The sequence below is a fragment of the Actinomyces timonensis genome, assembly GCF_040702965.1.
GTDB lineage: Bacteria > Actinomycetota > Actinomycetes > Actinomycetales > Actinomycetaceae > Actinomyces > Actinomyces timonensis_A.
In genome coordinates this window covers 1,006,390-1,023,192 of record NZ_CP159989.1, presented here as the reverse complement: position 1 = coordinate 1,023,192, position 16,803 = coordinate 1,006,390, and the positions used below count along the sequence as shown (strand labels likewise).

Sequence of the window (16,803 nt, the reverse complement as noted above, 5' to 3'; positions counted from 1 at the left end):
GCCATCGGCTACATGCCCGAGGAGCGCGGCCTCTACCCCAGGATGGGAGTGAGGGAGCAGCTCACCTACCTCGGCCACCTCCACGGCCTGACCAAGAGCGCCGCCCAGGCCTCCTCGGACGCCTGGACCGAGCACCTGGGCCTCGCCGAGCGGCGCGGCGACCATCGCGAGCTTCCCACTGATAGGCATCGCCGGCGCGGCCGCGGCGAGGACCACGGGGCTGCTCGACGATGCGGACATCCCCGTCAACAGCACGATGGCGCTGACCGTGACGTGGACGGTCCTCGGCTTCGCGCTCATGGCCTCCTTGCACGGAGCCGCGGGGGCGCTGGTGAGCCGCCAGGAGGACACCCCGAGCGCCACCACGCCCCTGCTCATGCTGGGGATGATCCCCATACATAGCCTCGGTCCTCATGATGCGGGGGACCCGGATTCCTCCCTGTACCGCGCGCTGTCCTACTTCCCGCTGTTCCCCCCCTACATGATGCCGGCCAGGCAGATCCTGGGAGCCTCCTCCCCCGCTGAGCAGGCCATCGCGATAGCGGCGGCGCTGCTGACCACCATCCTGCTGGTCAAGCTCGGCTCGGTGGTCCGCACCCGGGCGGTCACCCGCACCGGCAGCCGCGTCCCGCTCAAGGAGGTCCTGCGCCGCGCAGCCTGGGGCCGGAGGCCCTGGCCAAGCCCTGGCAAGCCCTGACAAGCATGGCGGGGCCGGGGACTGGCGCGCTGGTCGGTCGCGCGGATCAATCCCCCGCCCTGGCCCGTCACTCCCCCATGCCGTCGAGGGCCGTCGGCCCACCGGCGAGGAGGGTCTTGAATCCCCGCTCGTCGAGGACGGGCAGGCCGAGGTCGCGGGCCTTGGCCTCCTTCGAGCCCGCGTTGGCGCCGACGACGACGTAGTTCGTCTTCTTCGACACGCTTCCGGCGGCCTTGCCGCCGCGCGCCACGATGGCCTCCTTGGCGCTGTCGCGGGTGAAGCCCTCCAGGGCGCCGGTGACGACGACGGTCAGTCCCTCCAGGGTGCGGGCGGGGGCCTCGCCGTCAGGGGCGTCGTCGGCGGTGCGCACGCCGGCGGCGGCCCAGCGCTGAAGGATCTCGGCGTGCCAGTCCACGCCGATCCACTCGGTCCAGGAGGCGGCGATGGTGGGGCCCACGCCCTCGACCTCTCCCAGCTCCTCCGGGCTGGCGGCGCGAAGCGCGTCCAGGGATCCGAAGCGGGCGGCGAGCGCGCGGGCGGCGGTGGGACCGACATGGCGGATGGACAGGGCCACGAGCACCCGCCACAGGGGCTGGTCCTTGGCGGCGGCGAGCTGGGAGAGCATGGCGGTGGCGTTCTTGGCCAGCGCCGTCGGCCTCTTGACCTCGCCGTCCTTGGCGAGGATCGCCTTGGTCCAGAAGTAGCGGACGAGGCGCCAGTCGCCGGTGGGGCGCCCGCGCGTGGTGACCGGGCGCCAGACCATGATGTCGCGCAGGTCCTCGGCGGTGAGGTCGAAGACTGCCCCTCCCCCGCGATGGCGGGGTCCTGCTCGATGATGCCGTGCTCGGCGAGAAGGGCCTCGACGGCGTCGGCGCGCCGGGAGGGGCGGAGGGCCTCCATCTCGGCGGGTTCGAGGCGAAGGCTCCCCCGCTCGGTCTCCAGGCGCGCACCGGCGGCGAGCGCCGCGACGGCCTCGGGGCGCCCGGCGTCGGGCTGGGTGAGGGCGGTGGCGGCCTCGTCCCCCAGGCCCTCGACGTCGAGGGCGCCGCGTGAGCCGATGTGGGCGATACGCTCGGTGACCTGGGCGGGGCAGGAGCGCGTGTTGGGGCAGCGCAGGTCCACGTCCCCCTCCTTGGCGGGCGCCAGCGGGGTGCCGCAGGACGGGCAGGCGGAGGGCATGACGAAGGGCCGCTCGGTGCCGTCGCGCTGGGCGACCACGGGCCCCAGGATCTCGGGGATGACATCGCCGGCCTTGCGCAGCACCACCATGTCGCCGATGAGGACGCCCTTGCGGGCCACCTCAGCGGCGTTGTGGAGGGTGGCCCGGGCGACGGTGGAGCCGGCGACGAGCGCGGGCTCCATGATCCCGAAGGGCGTGACGCGCCCGGTGCGGCCGACCTGCACCCCGATGTCGAGCAGACGGGTGCGGACCTCCTGGGGAGGGTACTTGTAGGCGGTCGCCCATCGGGGCACGCGGGAGGTGTGCCCGAGCTCGTCCTGGAGGGAGCGGTCGTCGATCTTGAAGACGATGCCGTCGATCTCATGGAGGAGGTCGTGTCGGTGCTCGGCGTAGCGGTCGATGTAGGCCTGCCGCTCGGCGGCGCCGCGCACGACGGCGTTGTAGGGGGATGTGGGCAGCCCCCAGCGCTCCAGGAGCCCGTACCACTCGTGCTGGCTGGCGGGAAGATCGAGTCCGGGGCCGGGGGTGATGGCGCCGATGCCATGGGCGATGAAGGCCAGGGGCCGGGTCGCCGTGATCCGGGGGTCCTTCTGCCGCAGGGACCCGGCGGCGGCGTTGCGGGGATTGGCGAAGACCGGCAGGGCGGCGGGCCGACGGGTGGAGCGCCCGGCGGCGTAGTCGGCCTCGGCCTTCTCATTGGCGGCGCGGCTGGCGGCGTTGAAGGCCTCGAACTCCTCGACGGGGAAGTAGACCTCGCCCCGGATCTCCACGAGGGACGGCAGGCCCGGGCCGAGGGGCCCCCCGGGCTCGGCACCGGTGAGGCGCTCCGGGATGGAGTCGATGGTGCGGGCGTTGGCGGTGATGTCCTCGCCGGTGGTGCCGTCGCCGCGGGTGGCGGCGCGGGTCAGGAGGCCATCGACGTAGGTCAGGGCGATGGCCAGGCCGTCGATCTTGACCTCGGCGGTCATGGCGAGGTCGGCGTCGGCCCTGCCGGTGGCCGCGCTCATGCGCGCGGCCCATTCCCCGACCTCCTCGAGGCTGAAGACGTCCTGCAGGGAGTACATGCGCTCGTGGTGGGCGGCGGGGGGGAAGCCCCGGGTGGCGCTGCCGCCGACGGTGCGCGTGGGGGACAGCGCGTTGTCGAGGGCCGGGTGGGCGTCCTGAAGGGACTCGAGTTGGCGGTAGAGCTCGTCGTAGTCGGCGTCGGAGATGACGGAGGCGACGATCCCGTTGCCGGCGCCCGCGTCATCGGTGGCATTCTCGACGGCGTCGTAGTAGTCGGCTCGGGCGGCCTCGATGGCGCGCACGAGCTCGGCCCAGCGCGCGCGGTCGGCCTCGGGGACGCCGGCGAGCTCGGGGGAGGCCAGGAGGGCGTCGAGCTGCTCGTCGGGGGTCGACGGCGCTGATGGTGCCGACGGCGCAGCGGGCGCGGTTCGCTCAGTCATGCCCCCCATCCTCCCCCATGTCCGCCACCGCCCGGGGACGGCGTTCACCCGGGGCATGGCGCCGTCATCTCGCGATCCGCCGTGAACCACAGGGGGCGCCATGCGGCCCCAGCGAACGCCCATCCACAGTGGCCGAGCGCGGGCCGGGCCCCGGGGCGCACTCTCGTGCCATGCCCGCGCGCTCCCCTTCCCCGGCCTTCGACGCCCCCGCCGCCGCGGCCCGCCAGGCCCTGGGCCGCGCCTGGCACATGGCGGTGCTCTCGGGACCCGACGCGGGCCTGGTCCTCCCGCTCCCCGCCTCGGGGACGATCGGGCGCTGCGGGGCGCTGAGCGATCCGGAGGTCTCCCGCGAGCACCTGCGGGTGCGCTGCAGGACCGACCGCGTGATGATCGGGGACGCGGGCTCGGCCAACGGGACCCGGGCGCGGCGACGCCTACGGGGCTGGCGCCGGCTCCGCCGCCCACGGGCCTTCCACGAGGGCCAGCGCCTGAGGGTGGGGGGCAGCGTGCTGGAGCTGCGCCGCCGCCCCGCCTCGCTCCTCGTCCCGGCCCCCGACAGCGGTCGGCCCTCCGGGAGGAGGCGGATCGGCTCCATCATCGCCGGCCTGCTCTGCCTAGTCGTCATGGGGGCGATCGTGGTCGGCGCGCTGCGCATGGGCGGGCGCGGTGGCGTGGGGATGCTCATGCTGGCGCCGATGCTCCTCATGGGCATCATGAGGATCGGCTCGTTGATCTCCGGCGCGGGAGCCCGGGGACGCGGGGCCGGGCGCGCGGGATGGCGGGGGCGGTCGCATCGACGGCCCGACCCCTCCGAGGTGCTCCTCGCCGTGGCGGCGCGGGCGCTATCCGGAGCGGCCGAGGCCTCGCCCCTCAGCGCCCCGGGCGCGGGCGCCCCGGTCGAGGAGCCGACGGCCTGGCTCGGGCACCGTCGGCGCAGGACCGCCCTGGGGCTCCGGGCCGGGGACCGCCTGGCCCTCACCGGCGCGGACGCCCTGCGGGCCCAGCGATGGTGGGCGGCTCAAGTGCTGGCCCGGATCGGAGCACCAGCCGGCTTCGCCTCCGCGCCGCTGGCCGACGGGCGGGCCGAGGAGGCCCCTGGCACGCCCGCGTCCGATGCGCGTGCCGCTCCCGGCGAGCCCGGTGATCCCAGGGCTCCGGGGGCCGAGCGAGCCCTGGCGCCCCGCTCCCCGGCGAGCTGGAGGGCCCCGGGCGGGGTCCCCCCGGCGGCGCGCGGCGCGAGCCGCGGCGCCCTGGACCTCCAGGTGGTCGGGGACGCCGAGTCCACCGGGATCGTGGCGACCTGGCGCGGCGATCGTGCCGAGCTGCTCATCGCGCCCCGGGACAAGGGCCTCCCCGCGAGAGCGCTGAGCGCGCGACGCGCTCCCAGAGGAGCCCCGGCCGTCACCGATCGCTGGTGGGAGGCGATCCTCCTCGCCTCAGGCCGACGGCCGCCCCAGCGCCCCGGTCTCGCCGGGCCACGCGGGCGAGGGGCTCCCACCGGGACGGAGGATCCCCTGACTCCCCCCGACGGCGTCGCCCTCCCCGAGCTCACCGGCCCTCTCAGCGCGCGGGCCATCCGCGAGCGGTGGCGGATGGCCAGCCCCGGAGGGATGCGGCTGCCCGCGGTCCTCGGCGTAGGGCCGCGCGGCGCCGTCGACGTGGACCTCGTGGCCGACGGTCCCCACGGCCTTCTGGCCGGGACGACGGGCTCGGGCAAGTCCGAGCTGCTCACGGCATGGCTCCTCCAGCTGGTCCTGGGGGCGCCGCCGGAGCGACTGTGCCTCGTGCTCGTCGACTACAAGGGCGGGGCGGCCTTCGGCCCCCTGGAGGGCCTGCCGCACACGGCGGGCGTGCTCACAGACCTCGACCCCGCCGCCACGGCGCGGGCGCTGTCCTCGCTGGAGGCCGAGCTCCGGCGCCGAGAGCGCCTCCTGGCCGCTCATGGGGCCCGGGACCTGGGCGATCTCGAGCGCCGATGCGCCTCGGCTCCCGCGGGCGGCGCGCTCGCCGGCGGGGACGCCCCTCCCCGCCTGCTCATCGCCGTCGATGAGTTCGCGACCCTCGCGGGCCAGCACTCCGAGGTCCTCGACGCCCTCGTGCGGGTGGCGGCTCAGGGCCGCAGTCTCGGCGTCCACCTCATCCTGGCCACGCAGCGCCCCGCCGGCGCGGTCTCACCGGCGATGCGCGCCAACACGACGATCCGAGCCTGCCTGCGGGTCCTGGACCCGGCGGACTCGCGGGACGTCCTCGGGCATGACGGCGCCGCCCTGCTCCCCCGCCACCCGGGCAGGGTCATCGTCGAGGGCTGCGCCGCCTCCAGGAGCCAGGAGGTCCTCCAGTCCCCCTGGTGCGGCCCGCGCGGGGAGCTCGAGGCGCTCGTGGAGCAGGTACGCCAGGCCCATCAGGGCCCGCGCTCTTCCGGCGGAGGGACGGGGACGGGCAGTGGCGCGGGCCCCAAAGCCCCGTGGCGGCCCTGGGCCCCGCCACTGCCCGAGCGCGCCCACAGGGGGCGGGCGGGCGAGCTGGTCGCGGCCGCCGGCCGCCCCGGGGGCTCGCAGGCGGAGAGGGGCGTGGCCCTGGCGATGACGGATCTTCCGGAGGAGCAGTCGCTGGGGCTGTGGCACTGGGACGCCGGGGAGTCGCTGCTCGTGCTCGGTCAGGCGGGGTCGGGCAGGACCACGGCGCTGGACTCGGCGGCGCTCGGGGCGCTGGCGGCGGGCCGCGTCGTCCACCGCTGCGGCGCGCCGAGCCCCCTGCCGGCCCTGGCCCGGGGGGCCGTGGGCATGGGCACGGTGGTGGGCCCGGATGATCCCCGGCGGCTGGCGCGCCTGTGGCGCCTGGCGGCGGAGGGCCGGCTGACGGGCGAGATCCTCGTCCTGGACGACGTCGACTCCCTCATCCCCGCCGTCGAGGAGGCCCTAGGGCCGGGCGAGGGCCAGCAGCTCGTGGAGGCGCTGACGAGGATCGCGCCAGCCACGGGGATGGCGCTGCTCATCGGCGCCCCCTTCGGCCTGGCCAACACCCGGTGGGCGGGAGCCCTGCGCCACCGCATCGTCCTGGGGGCCTCGACGCCGGCCCTCGCCTCGCTGGCCGGGATGCCCCGGGGCGCGGTCACCGGCTCGGCGCCCGGCCGGGGGGCGCTGGTGGACGGCGCGGAGTCGACGCCCATCCAGATCCTCCTGCCCGCGCCCGGCGAGAGGGCCGCTCCCAGCCTCGCCGCCGCCAGTCCGCTGCGCCTGGCGCCGATCCCCCGAGAGGCGCGCCCATCGCTGCTGCCCGTCGGGACCTGGGCGGTCGGGGGCGACGGCGCCACTCCCCTTCCGGTTCCCGGTGGCGCCGTCCTCGTGACCGGGCCCCCTGGATCGGGGCGCACCACGGCGCTGCGGGCGCTGGAGGGCGCGCTCGCAGCCGAGGCGCCGGGGAGGACCGCCCCACTGGTCATCGACGACGCCGATCTCCTTCCCCAGGCCTCTCACGCCCAGGCGGAGGCGGAGATCGCCGCCGCGCTGCGCGAGGGGCGGCCGGTGCTCGTCTCGGCGACCACCGAGCGCGTGGCGGGCTCCTTCCGAGGCCCGCTGATGACGCTCAAGGAGAGGGGCTCGCTGGTCATCCTGTGCCCGGGCACGGGCCCGGCGGCGCAGGTGGCCGGGGCGCCGCTGCGAGGGGTGATCGACCCCCGCGCCCCTCTGGCCCCGGGACGGGGCGTGCTCGTGGATCACGGGCGTTTCACGCCCTTGCAGGTGGTTCGCGGCGAGGCCGGTCAGGGGGCGTCAGGCCATGCGTGAGAAGGCGGACCGACAGGGAATCGCAACTGTGAGAATTGCAACATCTTTTCACTTACGGTCTCACACGCGTCAGGTCTTGCCGTTGGGGGAACGGCGTGTGAAAGTTTCCCCAGGACGCGCGACGACCGCTCTGGCCCCCTACCAGATGGGCACCACGCGCTCGGCTCTCCCCTCTTGACTCACCTGCCCGAAGGAAGCATTTCATGGACTGGCGTAACCAGGCTGCTTGTCTCACCGTCGACCCCGAGCTCTTCTTCCCGGTGGGCAACACCGGTCCGGCCATCGCCCAGATCGCCCGGGCCAAGGAGGTGTGCGCCCGCTGCGAGGTGGTCGAGACCTGCCTCAAGTGGGCCCTGGAGAATGGCCAGGACGCCGGCGTCTGGGGAGGCATGAGCGAGGATGAGCGCCGCTCCCTCAAGCGCCGCGCCGCCCGCGCCCGCCGCTCCTCCTGACCGAGACCGGTCGAAAACAGGAGCGAGACCGGTCGAAAACGGCAACGAGACCGGTTCAGCGCACGATCCACGAGCATCGACCGACGGCTCAACGGCGGCCCCTGACCTCGGATGAGGCGGGGGCCGCCGTCCTCATCCCGCCGGACGCGCGCGGGACCCGCTCCGCCGCGCGGCGCCCCGGTGGCTCAGCCGAGCACGGGCTCGCCGCGGCTCGCGAGCCTGGCGATGATGGCGACGTCGGTCCCGCGGGGGCGCCCCTCCTCATCGACGACGGGCTCCCAGTCGATGCTGCCGCGCAGCTCGCCGCGGACGAGCGTCTGGACGATCCTCGTGCCCAGGCCGGTCATGACGGTTCCGGGCTCGATGCCCGCGCCGTCGTCGATGACATGGACCTCGATCCGCTCGCCGTCCCGCAGGGCGCGCACGGTGACGGTGCCGTCGCGCTCCTCGAGCCCGTGCTCGACGGCGTTGGTCACCAGCTCGGCCAGCACCGTGGCCAGGGCCTGGGCGGAGTCGGCGTCCACGATGCCGAAGGACCCCTCCAGCACGGTCCTGACCTGCCCCGATGGCGTGGCGACGACCGCGGCGGTGCGCAGGATGGACTCGAAGACCTCGTCGAAGTCGACAGTCTCGTCGACATTGTGGCTCAGCGCCTCATGGACGGTGGCGATCGCGGCGACCCTCCGCTCCGCCTCGGCCAGCGCCTGGCGGGTCTCATCGTTGGTGGCGCGGCGGGCCTGCATCCGCAGCAGGGCGGAGACGGTCTGCAGGTTGTTCTTGACCCGGTGGTGGATCTCCCGGATCGTGGCGTCCTTGTTCATGAGGACCTGCTCGCGGCGTCGCAGCTCGGAGACGTCGCGGACCAGGAGGATCGCCCCGGCCCTCTCCCCGTGGACAACGAGGGGGATCGCCCGCAGGACGAGGAAGACACCGGAGATCTCGATCTCCGTGATCCAGGCCTGCCTGCCCATGAGGACGACGGCCATGGTCTCGTCCACCGGCGTGCGCTCGGGGATGATGTCCGTGATCGCCGATGCCAGGTGCGCGCCGACGATCTCCCCGGCGATGCCCAGCCGGTGCAGGCAGGAGCGGGAGTTGGGGCTGGCGTAGACGATGGCGCCCTCGGCGTCGAGCTGGACGACGCCGTCGGCCACTCGCGGGGTGCCGTGCCGCAGCGCGGTCACCCCGCCGAGGATCGGGAAGGCCCCCTCGGAGATCATCTGGCACAGGGAGTCGGCGAGGGCCTTGAGGGGCTGGGCGCCGAAGCGCTCCCCGCGCATGACCCCCACGCGCGTCTCCCTCGTGACGACGGCGACCGCCCGGCCCTCGTGGAGCACGGGCACGTACTCCTCGCGCACCGCGGTGGTCCCGGTCCACTGGGGATCGGACATGACCAGGATGGCGCCGGTGGTGAGGGTCTCCAGGGCGGCGATCTCGCGCGAGGAGGGCATCCGGCGCCCCACGACCTCCTCCAGGTGGACCGTCTGCCCCGTGGAGGGGCGGCAGTGGGCGATCGCCACGAAGCGACCGCTCAGGCCGCGGACCCACAGGACGAGGTCGGACACGGACAGATCGGCGATGACCTGCCAGTCCGCGATGAGGTGGCGGATCCAGTCGAGGTCGCGCGGCGGCAGGTCGATGGAGGCGCGCGACTGGGGCGGGAGGATCGGCGGCACGGTGGAAGCCTAGTCGAGGGGACCGCCCGTGGCGCGACGGCCCCCTCCATGGCAGGCTCTACGGCATGAGGAAGACATTGACCATCACCTACCCCGCTGATCCCGCCAAGGTCGCCACCATGCTGGCGGACCCGGAGTACCAGCGCGAACGGGCCGTCCGACTCGGCCCCGAGACCATCACCAGCGAGGTGACCGCCCAGGGCGACGGCTTCTCCGCCACCGCGAGCGGCACCGTCCCCACCGATTCCCTGCCCTCGGCCGCCCGCCGCCTGGTGCGCTCGGGCGTGTCCTTCACCGTCACCGAGGCCTGGGGCGGCCCCGCCGAGGACGGCTCGCGCACCGGCACGCTGAGCATCGACGCCGGCAGCGCGCCCGTGCGCTCCTCGGGCGCCCTGACCATGCGCCCCAGTGGTGGGCAGACCGTCGTCGAGGTGGACCTGGAGCTGAAGGTCACCGTGCCACTGGTGGGCCGCGCCGTCGAGGACAAGGCCATGTCGCTGGCCGGGCGCGTCATCGCCGATGAGGAGTCCCGAGCCGCCGCCTGGCTGGGCTCGCACTGACCTCCCACCTCCCCGCTCCCGCTCCTCCCCGGAGTATTCCCACCGGCCCGCCGTGTCCGCCCTGCGCGCACGGCGGGCCTTATCACGCGCGCCCCAGTGGTCCCTGACCGACTGGGCGTGCCACGATCACCCCATGAGCGATATCCCCACCATCATCCCCACCGAGAAGAACTCCGTCTGGGCCGAGCGGACCGGCACGCGCCAGTACGTGGGCCGCAATCACTCCGGCGCCGAGGTGCGCATCGGCACGGGCCCCGGGGAGTTCTCCCCGGAGAGCTGCTCAAGCTCGCCCTGGCCACCTGCAACTCCCTGTCCGCTGACCACCGCCTGGCCAAGGCCCTCGGCGAGGACTTCGACGCCAACGCCGTATGCGCGACCACCAAGGACGAGGATGAGGAGCGCTACGACTCCTTCGAGGTGCAGATCGTCGCCGACTACTCCTCCCTGAGCGAGGAGCAGCTCGCCGTGCTGCGCCAGCGCGTCGAGGGCGCGATCGACCGCGCCTGCACAGTCGGCCACACCCTGGAGAAGACCCCCGGGATCCGGCTGCTCATGGTCCAGGATCCCGACGCCGAGCCCACGGCCTGACGCCGGCGCCTTCCTCGGCCCCGGGGCGCCGGCGCCCGCCGGTGCCCCGGGGGGGCCTGGAAGCGCCCCATAGACTGCCCTCGACACCGCCCTACGCACCAGGAGCATCCGTGAGCCGATCCACCGCCATGATCGAGGCGGCCGTCGACAAGGCGATCGCGATCCCCGCCTCGCGCATCACCGAGCGCGTGGCCCGCATGCGCCGTGACCGCCCCGGCGCCAGCACGGCCGAGCTCGTCACGCTCGCCGCGGACCGCTTCCGTAACGAGGCGGGCCTGTCTTCCGGGGCCGTCGGCGCCTCGGCGGCCCTCCCGTCGATCGGCACCGCCAGCGCGGCGGCACTCACCGTGGGGCAGACGGCCGTCTTCATCGGCTCGGCCGTCACCTACGTGCTCACCGTCGCCGAGCTCCAGGGGCTGCGCGTCGTCGAGCCGGAGAAGCGGCGCGCCCTCGTGCTCTCGGCGCTGCTGGGGCGCGAGGGCTCCGAGGCGGTCCAGGGCCAGCTCGGCCTGGCCAGCCTCTTCTGGGCGGCCCAGTCCCTGGCCCAGATGCCGATCCCCACCGCCAAGAGCATCAACGGCCAGCTCGCCAAGCGCCTGGCCAGGCGCGCCGCGGCCAAGGGCGGCGCCATCGCGCTCGGCCGGCTCCTGCCACTGGGCATCGGCGCGGCCATCGGCTACTCGGGAGGGCGGTCCCTGGCCAACCAGGTCATCGAGGGCGCCCAGGCGGCGCTCGGCCCGGCGTCCCCCTTCGCCCCCGTCATGGATGTCATCGAAGCATGAGCGGCGCACCAGCACTGGAGGCCATGGGCCTGAGCGCGCCCGACGGCGCCGACGTCTCCTATGAGGCGCTCCTCGCGGACGTCCTCCTGAACGGCACGCCCAAGAGCGACCGCACCGGCACGGGCACCCGTTCCCTGTTCGCCCGCCAGCTCCGCTACGACCTGGCCGCCGGATTCCCCCGCGTCACCACGAAGTTCGTGGCGATGAAAGCGGTCAAGGGCGAGCTCCTGTGGTTCCTCAAGGGCGCCACGAACATCGGATGGCTCACGGAGCACGGCATCACCATCTGGGATGAGTGGGCCGATGCCGACGGCGAGCTCGGCCCTGTCTACGGCGCCCAGTGGCGCTCCTGGCCCTCGCGCGACGGCGGGGCCATCGACCAGATCACCGCCCTCATCCACACGCTGCGCACGGATCCGGACTCCCGGCGGATGCTCGTGTCGGCCTGGAACGTCGGCGAGCTGGACCGCATGGCCCTGGCCCCCTGCCACGCCTTCTTCCAGTGCTACGTGGCCGATGGCCGCCTGAGCCTGCAGGTCTACCAGCGCAGCGCGGACATGTTCCTCGGCGTTCCCTTCAACATCGCCTCCTACGCCCTGCTCACCCACATGCTCGCCCAGCAGGCCGGGCTCGAGCCGGGCGAGCTCGTGTGGACCGGCGGGGACTGCCACATCTACTCCAACCATGAGGAGCAGGTGCGCGAGCAGCTGTCCCGCGTGCCCCGGGCCCACCCGTTCCCGACGCTGCGGCTGGAGCGGGCCGAGTCGATTGACGCCTACACGATGGATAGCATCGACGCCTCGCAGGGCTACCAGCACCACCCCTCGATCAAGGCTCCCGTCGCCGTCTGAGCCTGGGCGGCCCCGGGGCCCGGAGGCTCACCGGCGGCGCCAGGCGTCGACCCGCCAGGCGGCGTCCCCGGAGACCGGCCGCCATGCGCCCTCGGGGTCGGATAGGGCGGCATCGCGGGCCCAGGAGGAGGTATCGATGCGGGGCGCCCGCGCGGCGCCATCGGGGGCGTCGACGGCGAGGTCGAGCGTGCTCACGAGCAGCAGGCCCGCCACAGCGGCCTCCATGGCCTGAGCGTAGACGCTGCCGCCTCCGATGACCCATACGCGGGGCAGCGCCCCCGCCCTCGCGCGTCGGTCGGGGCCGAGCTCGGCGTCGAGGCCCCTTCCCGCTAGGGCGATGGCGGAGGCGAGGTCGGGGGCGGTCAGGGCGCCCTCCGCGGACCAGCCGCGCTGGCGGGTGAGGACCACGTTGCGGCGCCTGGCCAGCGCCCCACCCAGGGAGTCCCAGGTGGCGCGGCCCATGACCAGGCCGCAGCCGAGGGTGGAGGCGCGGAAGTGCCTGAAGTCGTCGGGGACGCGCCACAGCATTCCCCCGTCGGCGCCGATGACACCGGCGGCGTCCTGGGCCCAGATCATTCCCACATGCTTCGCGCTCACGGCAGCCATCCTGCCAGGTACTGGCGGGCGCTCGCGAGCGGCACCCCGGCGGGCGCGGCTCACCGGGCGCCGCTTCCCCAGCCATGATCTAGAGTGCGCCTGTGCCCCTGCCCTCCCTCTCTAGTCCCACCTCCCAGGTCACAGGCACGGCCCGTGCCACGCTGCGCGCGCTGCTCGCCATCGTCCTGTTCACCTATGTGGCGCAGAACATGCTCAACGCGTCGATCGCCCCCCTGGCCCGGGCACTCGGCCTGCGCGAGTGGATCGTCGGCCTGGCCGTCTCCCTGGCCGCGCTCACGGTGGCCTCCCTCTCGCAGTTCTGGGGGCGCCGGTCGATCGCCTGGGGGCGACGCCGCGTGCTGTTGAGCGCCCTCGCCCTAGCCATGATCGCGGGCTGCCTCTTCGCCGCCGCGGTGGGGCTGCGGAGCGCCGGCCTGCTGGGGGCGGGCGCCGCCGCGGTGGCCGTGGTGGCGGCTCGCGGCCCGTTCTTCGGCGGCGCGGTCGCGGCGATACCGCCCACCGGCCAGGCGCTCATCGCTGAGATGACGCCGGACGAGCGCGCCCGGGTGAGGGGGCTGTCCGCCTTCGCCGGCGCCGTGCAGATGTCGATCCTCATCGGCTCGGTGGTCTCCTCGGCGCTAGGGGCGTGGTCGATCCTGGCCCCGGTGTACGCCACGCCCGCCTTCGTGGCGATCGCCCTGCTCATCGGCCTGCTCTGGATCCCTCACGACGGCGCCCGGCCGCCCTCCGAGGGCGAGGCGCCGCTGTCCTCCCCCGCGGGGGCGGTCCCGGGAGGAGCTCCGGCGCCGCGCGCGACGGCCCTCCCACCGCGCGTGTCCTGGAGGGATCCGCGGCTGCTGCCCTGGATCGGCTCGGGCCTGGGCATGTTCTTCAGCGCGGGGGTGGTCCAGATCATCGTCGGCTTCATCGTCCAGGACCGCCTCGGCCTGCCCCCGGAGCGCGCGGTGAGCCTGACGGCGCTCATGCTGCTGGCCAACGCGGCGGGCGCCATGCTCATGCAGCTCGTCGCGGTGCCGCGCCTGGGATGGCCGCCCCAGCGGCTCATCCGCATCGGACTGGCCATCACCCTGGTCGCGCTGGTGTCGCTGGCGCTGGCGCCCGCGCTGCCCATGATGATCATCTCGACGCTCTTCCTGGGCGCTGCCATGGGACTGGTGGGGCCCGGTTTCACGGCGGGCGGCTCGCTCGCCGTCACCGCCGCCGAGCAGGGAGGGGTGGCGGGCATCCTCAACGCCACGGGCGCGGTGACATGGGTCTTCGCCCCCGTCACGGCGACGGCGCTCTACGGCTGGCGGCCCCTGGCGCCCTTCGGCCTCGCGCTGGCCGTGCTCACGGCGTCCGTCACCGTCGCGTGGACGCATCCGGGCCTGCGGGGGCGATCGCGGAGGGTGCCGGCGGCATGAGTCCCTCCACGGGCGCTGGTACGGCGGTGGCGCCGTCGAGCCGCGTCACCAGCCCGACAGCGCCACCGCTGCTCCGCGCCCGAACCGCTCAGGCTCAGGAGTACTCCTCCTCGAAGTGCCGCTCGAGGGACTCCAGGGAGCGGCCGAAGGTCTCCGGCAGGAGCTTCGCGTAGAACACCAGCGTGCACGCGTTGATCACCGCGAAGACGAAGAACGTGTTGCCCTGCACCGCGGCGATGAGGTTCGGGAAGGCGAAGGCCACGATGACGTTGCCCATCCAGTTGCAGAACACCGCCACGCCGTTGGCCAGCCCCCGCACGCGCATGGGGAAGATTTCCGAGAGCATGAGCCAGAAGGTCGGGCCGATGAAGCACTGCATGGAGAACAGGAAGGTGAGCATGAACAGCAGCACCAGGTAGGAGCGCGCCGTCGACTCCGGCAGGAGGAACATCGAGCCCAGCAGGATCAGCGAGATGACCACGCCGGTCTGGCCGATGAGCATCATGCGCCGGCGGGGCAGCCTCTTCAGGAAGCCGATGCCGATGGATACCGCCACCACTGAGACCACGCCGTTGGCGATCGTCGCGACGAGGGCCGCCTGGGTGCCCAGGCCGGTGGCCTGGAGGATCGTCGGGGCGTAGTACATGATGCCGTTGACGCCGGTGAGCTGAGACAGGGCCGCCAGGCCGATGCCGATCGCGGTGATCTTGCCGATCCACGGGGTCTTGAGGTCCGCCCAGGAGCCCTTGCCGAGCGCCGCCTCCTCCTCGACGCGGCGCACGATGTCGCGGCCCTCGTCCTCGACGCCGTCGGCCATGCGGACCTCGTTGAGGACCCGCCACATGTCGGCCGCGCGCCCCTGGCTCGCGAGCCAGCGCGGGGACTCCGGCAGCAGGTGCATGCCGATCCACAGGCCGATGGCGGGGACCGAGGCGATGACGAGCATCCAGCGCCAGGCGTGGGCCTGCGGCCACATGATGGCGATGAGCGCGTTGAAGGAGTAGGCCAGCAGCTGACCGGTGACGATCATGAGCTCATTGCGCGCCACCATGGTTCCGCGAATCGTCACCGGCGCCATCTCGGAGAGGTAGACGGGCACGGTGGCGGAGGCGCCTCCCACGGCCAGGCCGAGGAAGAAGCGGAAGGCCACGAGGGCCGGGTAGCTCGGCGCCAAGGCGCAGCCGAGCGCCCCGATGAGGAAGATGACGGCGACGGTGTGGATGTTCCTCTTGCGCCCGTAGCGGTCGGACAGCCGACCGCCGACGATGGCCCCGATGGCCGCCCCCATCGTGAGGGAGGAGGTGACGATCGACTCCTGGAAGGCGGTCAGTCCCAGCCCTCCCTCCTCGGCGCCGCGCGCGAGGAAGGGCAGGGCGCCGGAGATGACGCCGGTGTCGTAGCCGAACAGGAGGCCGCCAAGGGTGGCGATGGTGCGGATGGTGAGCAGGCGCTTGTCGACGCGGGTCCTCTCCGCGGGGGTCCCCGCGTCGGCGTGGCGGGCCTGGACGGCCGCGCTGGCGTTGTCGCTCATGCGGCGCCTCCCACGGTGAAGGTGGTGATGAACTGATCCAGGGCGTCCTCGGAGGCAGCCGTGGAGCCGGGCTCGTCGGCGTCGGTGGCGCCCCAGGCGAAGGCCTCCATGCCGATGTTGCCGTGGTAGCCCATATCGGCCAGGGCGGTGGCGATGACGCGGTAGTTGATCTCGCCGGTGCCGGGCTGGGCCCGGCCGGGGACGTCGGCGACCTGGAGCTCCCCGATCCAGGGCAGGGCCTGGCGGCACAGCTCGATGAGGTTCCCCTCCCCGATCTGGGCGTGGTAGAGGTCGAGGTTCATCCTCAGATGCGGCGAGCCGACGGCGCGCACGAGGGCCAGGGCGTCGGCCGCCGCGGCGAAAGGGCAGCCGGGGTGGTCCAGCGCGGTGTTGAGGTTCTCCAGGGTGAACACGCGCCCCTCCCTGGCCCCGAGCTCGGCCAGTCGGGCACAGGTGTCGGCGGCGCGAAGCCAGTCTCCCGGGGCGGGGTGGGCGTTGGCCACGACGGGGATGCCGCCATCGCCCAGACCGGTGCCGTGGAAGTTGAGCACCGGGCACTCCAGCGCCTCGGCCGCGCGCAGTGACCGCTCGGCCGTTTCAAGCAGGCGGGCGACGCCGGCGTCGGTGGTCAGGTCGCCCTCGATGTATCCGGTCATGGACACCACGCGCGCCCCGTCGGCGCGGCGGGCGGCCAGGGCCTGGAGGTCCTTGGCGGTCCAGTCCCAGATCTCCACGCCCAGGCCGCGCGCGGCGATGGCCTCGACGCGCTCCATGAACGGCTTGTCGAGGTAGATCATCTCGGCGCAAGCCGCCAACGAGAAGGCGTTGCCCGCGGGCGCGGTCACGGGGCTCATCGGGCCGCCTCCCCCGAGGACGCGGCGCGGGACGGCTGGATCGAGAGGACGGCCGGGGGGTCGACGACGGCGACGGGCCCGGCGGAGCGGGGCTCGTGAGCAATCGCGGTGGCGTGGCGCGCGCCGATGCGGTCGGCGCCGACCAGCGCGATCCTGACGGGTTCGCGGGATGTCATGCTTCCTGACTCCTTCGTCATGGTCTGGGTGGTGAGGCCGGGGCTCCACAGCGTCATCGCTGCGCTCCTGGCGACGCCGTAGACCGTAGTACGTTCCAATTCCCCTGGACCGCGAGCGCGCGAAGTCTGCGCCTTCGTCAGCCTCTTACCGCTGTTGGCAGGCTGTTCATCCGACGACCGCTCTCGATAGAACGTTCTATAATTC

The 16,803-nt window shown here is 73.8% G+C and carries 12 protein-coding genes and 2 pseudogenes; 8 read left to right on the top strand and 6 right to left on the bottom strand.

The window, feature by feature from the left end; genetic code table 11:
- Window positions 1-163 precede the first annotated feature (163 nt).
- Entirely contained in the window at window positions 164-697 is a 534-nt protein-coding gene (locus ABXS69_RS04465) for an ABC transporter permease (protein ID WP_366181525.1), read from the top strand.
- A gap of 67 nt (window positions 698-764) precedes the next feature.
- On the opposite strand, the pseudogene ligA reads toward ABXS69_RS04465, so the two are convergent.
- Window positions 765-3,322 (bottom strand): annotated as a pseudogene (gene ligA / locus ABXS69_RS04460) (NAD-dependent DNA ligase LigA).
- Between the two features lie 170 nt (window positions 3,323-3,492).
- Between ligA and ABXS69_RS04455 the strand changes: the two are divergent.
- Complete coding sequence (locus ABXS69_RS04455) at window positions 3,493-7,107, top strand: FtsK/SpoIIIE domain-containing protein (protein WP_366181346.1); 3,615 nt, start codon at window positions 3,493-3,495, stop codon at window positions 7,105-7,107.
- A gap of 203 nt (window positions 7,108-7,310) precedes the next feature.
- Window positions 7,311-7,559 (top strand): WhiB family transcriptional regulator, encoded by a 249-nt coding sequence (locus ABXS69_RS04450; protein ID WP_017177051.1) that lies wholly within the window; start codon window positions 7,311-7,313, stop codon window positions 7,557-7,559.
- 185 nt (window positions 7,560-7,744) lie between these two features.
- Here the strand turns inward: ABXS69_RS04450 and ABXS69_RS04445 are convergent, their stop codons facing one another.
- Complete coding sequence (locus ABXS69_RS04445) at window positions 7,745-9,235, bottom strand: histidine kinase N-terminal domain-containing protein (RefSeq protein WP_366181345.1); 1,491 nt, start codon at window positions 9,233-9,235, stop codon at window positions 7,745-7,747.
- Window positions 9,236-9,300: 65 nt separating this feature from the next.
- Here ABXS69_RS04445 and ABXS69_RS04440 point away from each other — a divergent pair, with 65 nt between their 5' ends.
- From ABXS69_RS04440 to ABXS69_RS04425, 4 genes and pseudogenes are all read left to right on the top strand, one after another.
- Window positions 9,301-9,795, top strand: a complete 495-nt coding sequence (locus tag ABXS69_RS04440) for a DUF2505 domain-containing protein (protein ID WP_366181344.1) — start codon at window positions 9,301-9,303, stop codon at window positions 9,793-9,795.
- A gap of 133 nt (window positions 9,796-9,928) precedes the next feature.
- Window positions 9,929-10,383, top strand: a pseudogene (locus ABXS69_RS04435) (OsmC family protein).
- A gap of 128 nt (window positions 10,384-10,511) precedes the next feature.
- A complete protein-coding gene (locus tag ABXS69_RS04430; RefSeq protein WP_366181524.1) occupies window positions 10,512-11,165 on the top strand; it encodes a hypothetical protein in 654 nt (217 codons plus the stop codon).
- Window positions 11,162-12,016, top strand: coding sequence for a thymidylate synthase (locus ABXS69_RS04425; RefSeq protein ID WP_366181343.1), 855 nt, complete (start codon window positions 11,162-11,164; stop codon window positions 12,014-12,016). The genes ABXS69_RS04430 and ABXS69_RS04425 overlap by 4 nt, the downstream gene beginning before the upstream one ends.
- 27 nt (window positions 12,017-12,043) lie before the next feature.
- Here the strand turns inward: ABXS69_RS04425 and ABXS69_RS04420 are convergent, their stop codons facing one another.
- Window positions 12,044-12,592, bottom strand: coding sequence for a dihydrofolate reductase (locus ABXS69_RS04420; RefSeq protein ID WP_366181523.1), 549 nt, complete (start codon window positions 12,590-12,592; stop codon window positions 12,044-12,046).
- Between the two features lie 230 nt (window positions 12,593-12,822).
- On the opposite strand from ABXS69_RS04420, the gene ABXS69_RS04415 reads away from it, so the two are divergent.
- A complete protein-coding gene (locus tag ABXS69_RS04415; RefSeq protein ID WP_366181522.1) occupies window positions 12,823-14,037 on the top strand; it encodes an MFS transporter in 1,215 nt (404 codons plus the stop codon).
- A 94-nt stretch (window positions 14,038-14,131) separates the two neighbouring features.
- Here the strand turns inward: ABXS69_RS04415 and ABXS69_RS04410 are convergent, their stop codons facing one another.
- Genes ABXS69_RS04410 through ABXS69_RS04400 form a run of 3 tightly spaced genes read right to left on the bottom strand, consistent with a single transcriptional unit; the run spans window position 14,132 to window position 16,598 of the window.
- Window positions 14,132-15,568 carry a sugar porter family MFS transporter gene (locus ABXS69_RS04410; protein ID WP_366181342.1) on the bottom strand — a complete coding sequence of 479 codons (1,437 nt, stop codon included), beginning with the start codon at window positions 15,566-15,568 and terminating at the stop codon, window positions 14,132-14,134.
- Window positions 15,565-16,422 carry a TIM barrel protein gene (locus tag ABXS69_RS04405; RefSeq protein WP_366181341.1) on the bottom strand — a complete coding sequence of 286 codons (858 nt, stop codon included), beginning with the start codon at window positions 16,420-16,422 and terminating at the stop codon, window positions 15,565-15,567. The genes ABXS69_RS04410 and ABXS69_RS04405 overlap by 4 nt, the downstream gene beginning before the upstream one ends.
- Window positions 16,419-16,598, bottom strand: coding sequence for a hypothetical protein (locus ABXS69_RS04400; protein WP_366181340.1), 180 nt, complete (start codon window positions 16,596-16,598; stop codon window positions 16,419-16,421). Before ABXS69_RS04400 ends, ABXS69_RS04405 begins: the two co-directional genes overlap by 4 nt.
- Window positions 16,599-16,803: the final 205 nt, after the last annotated feature.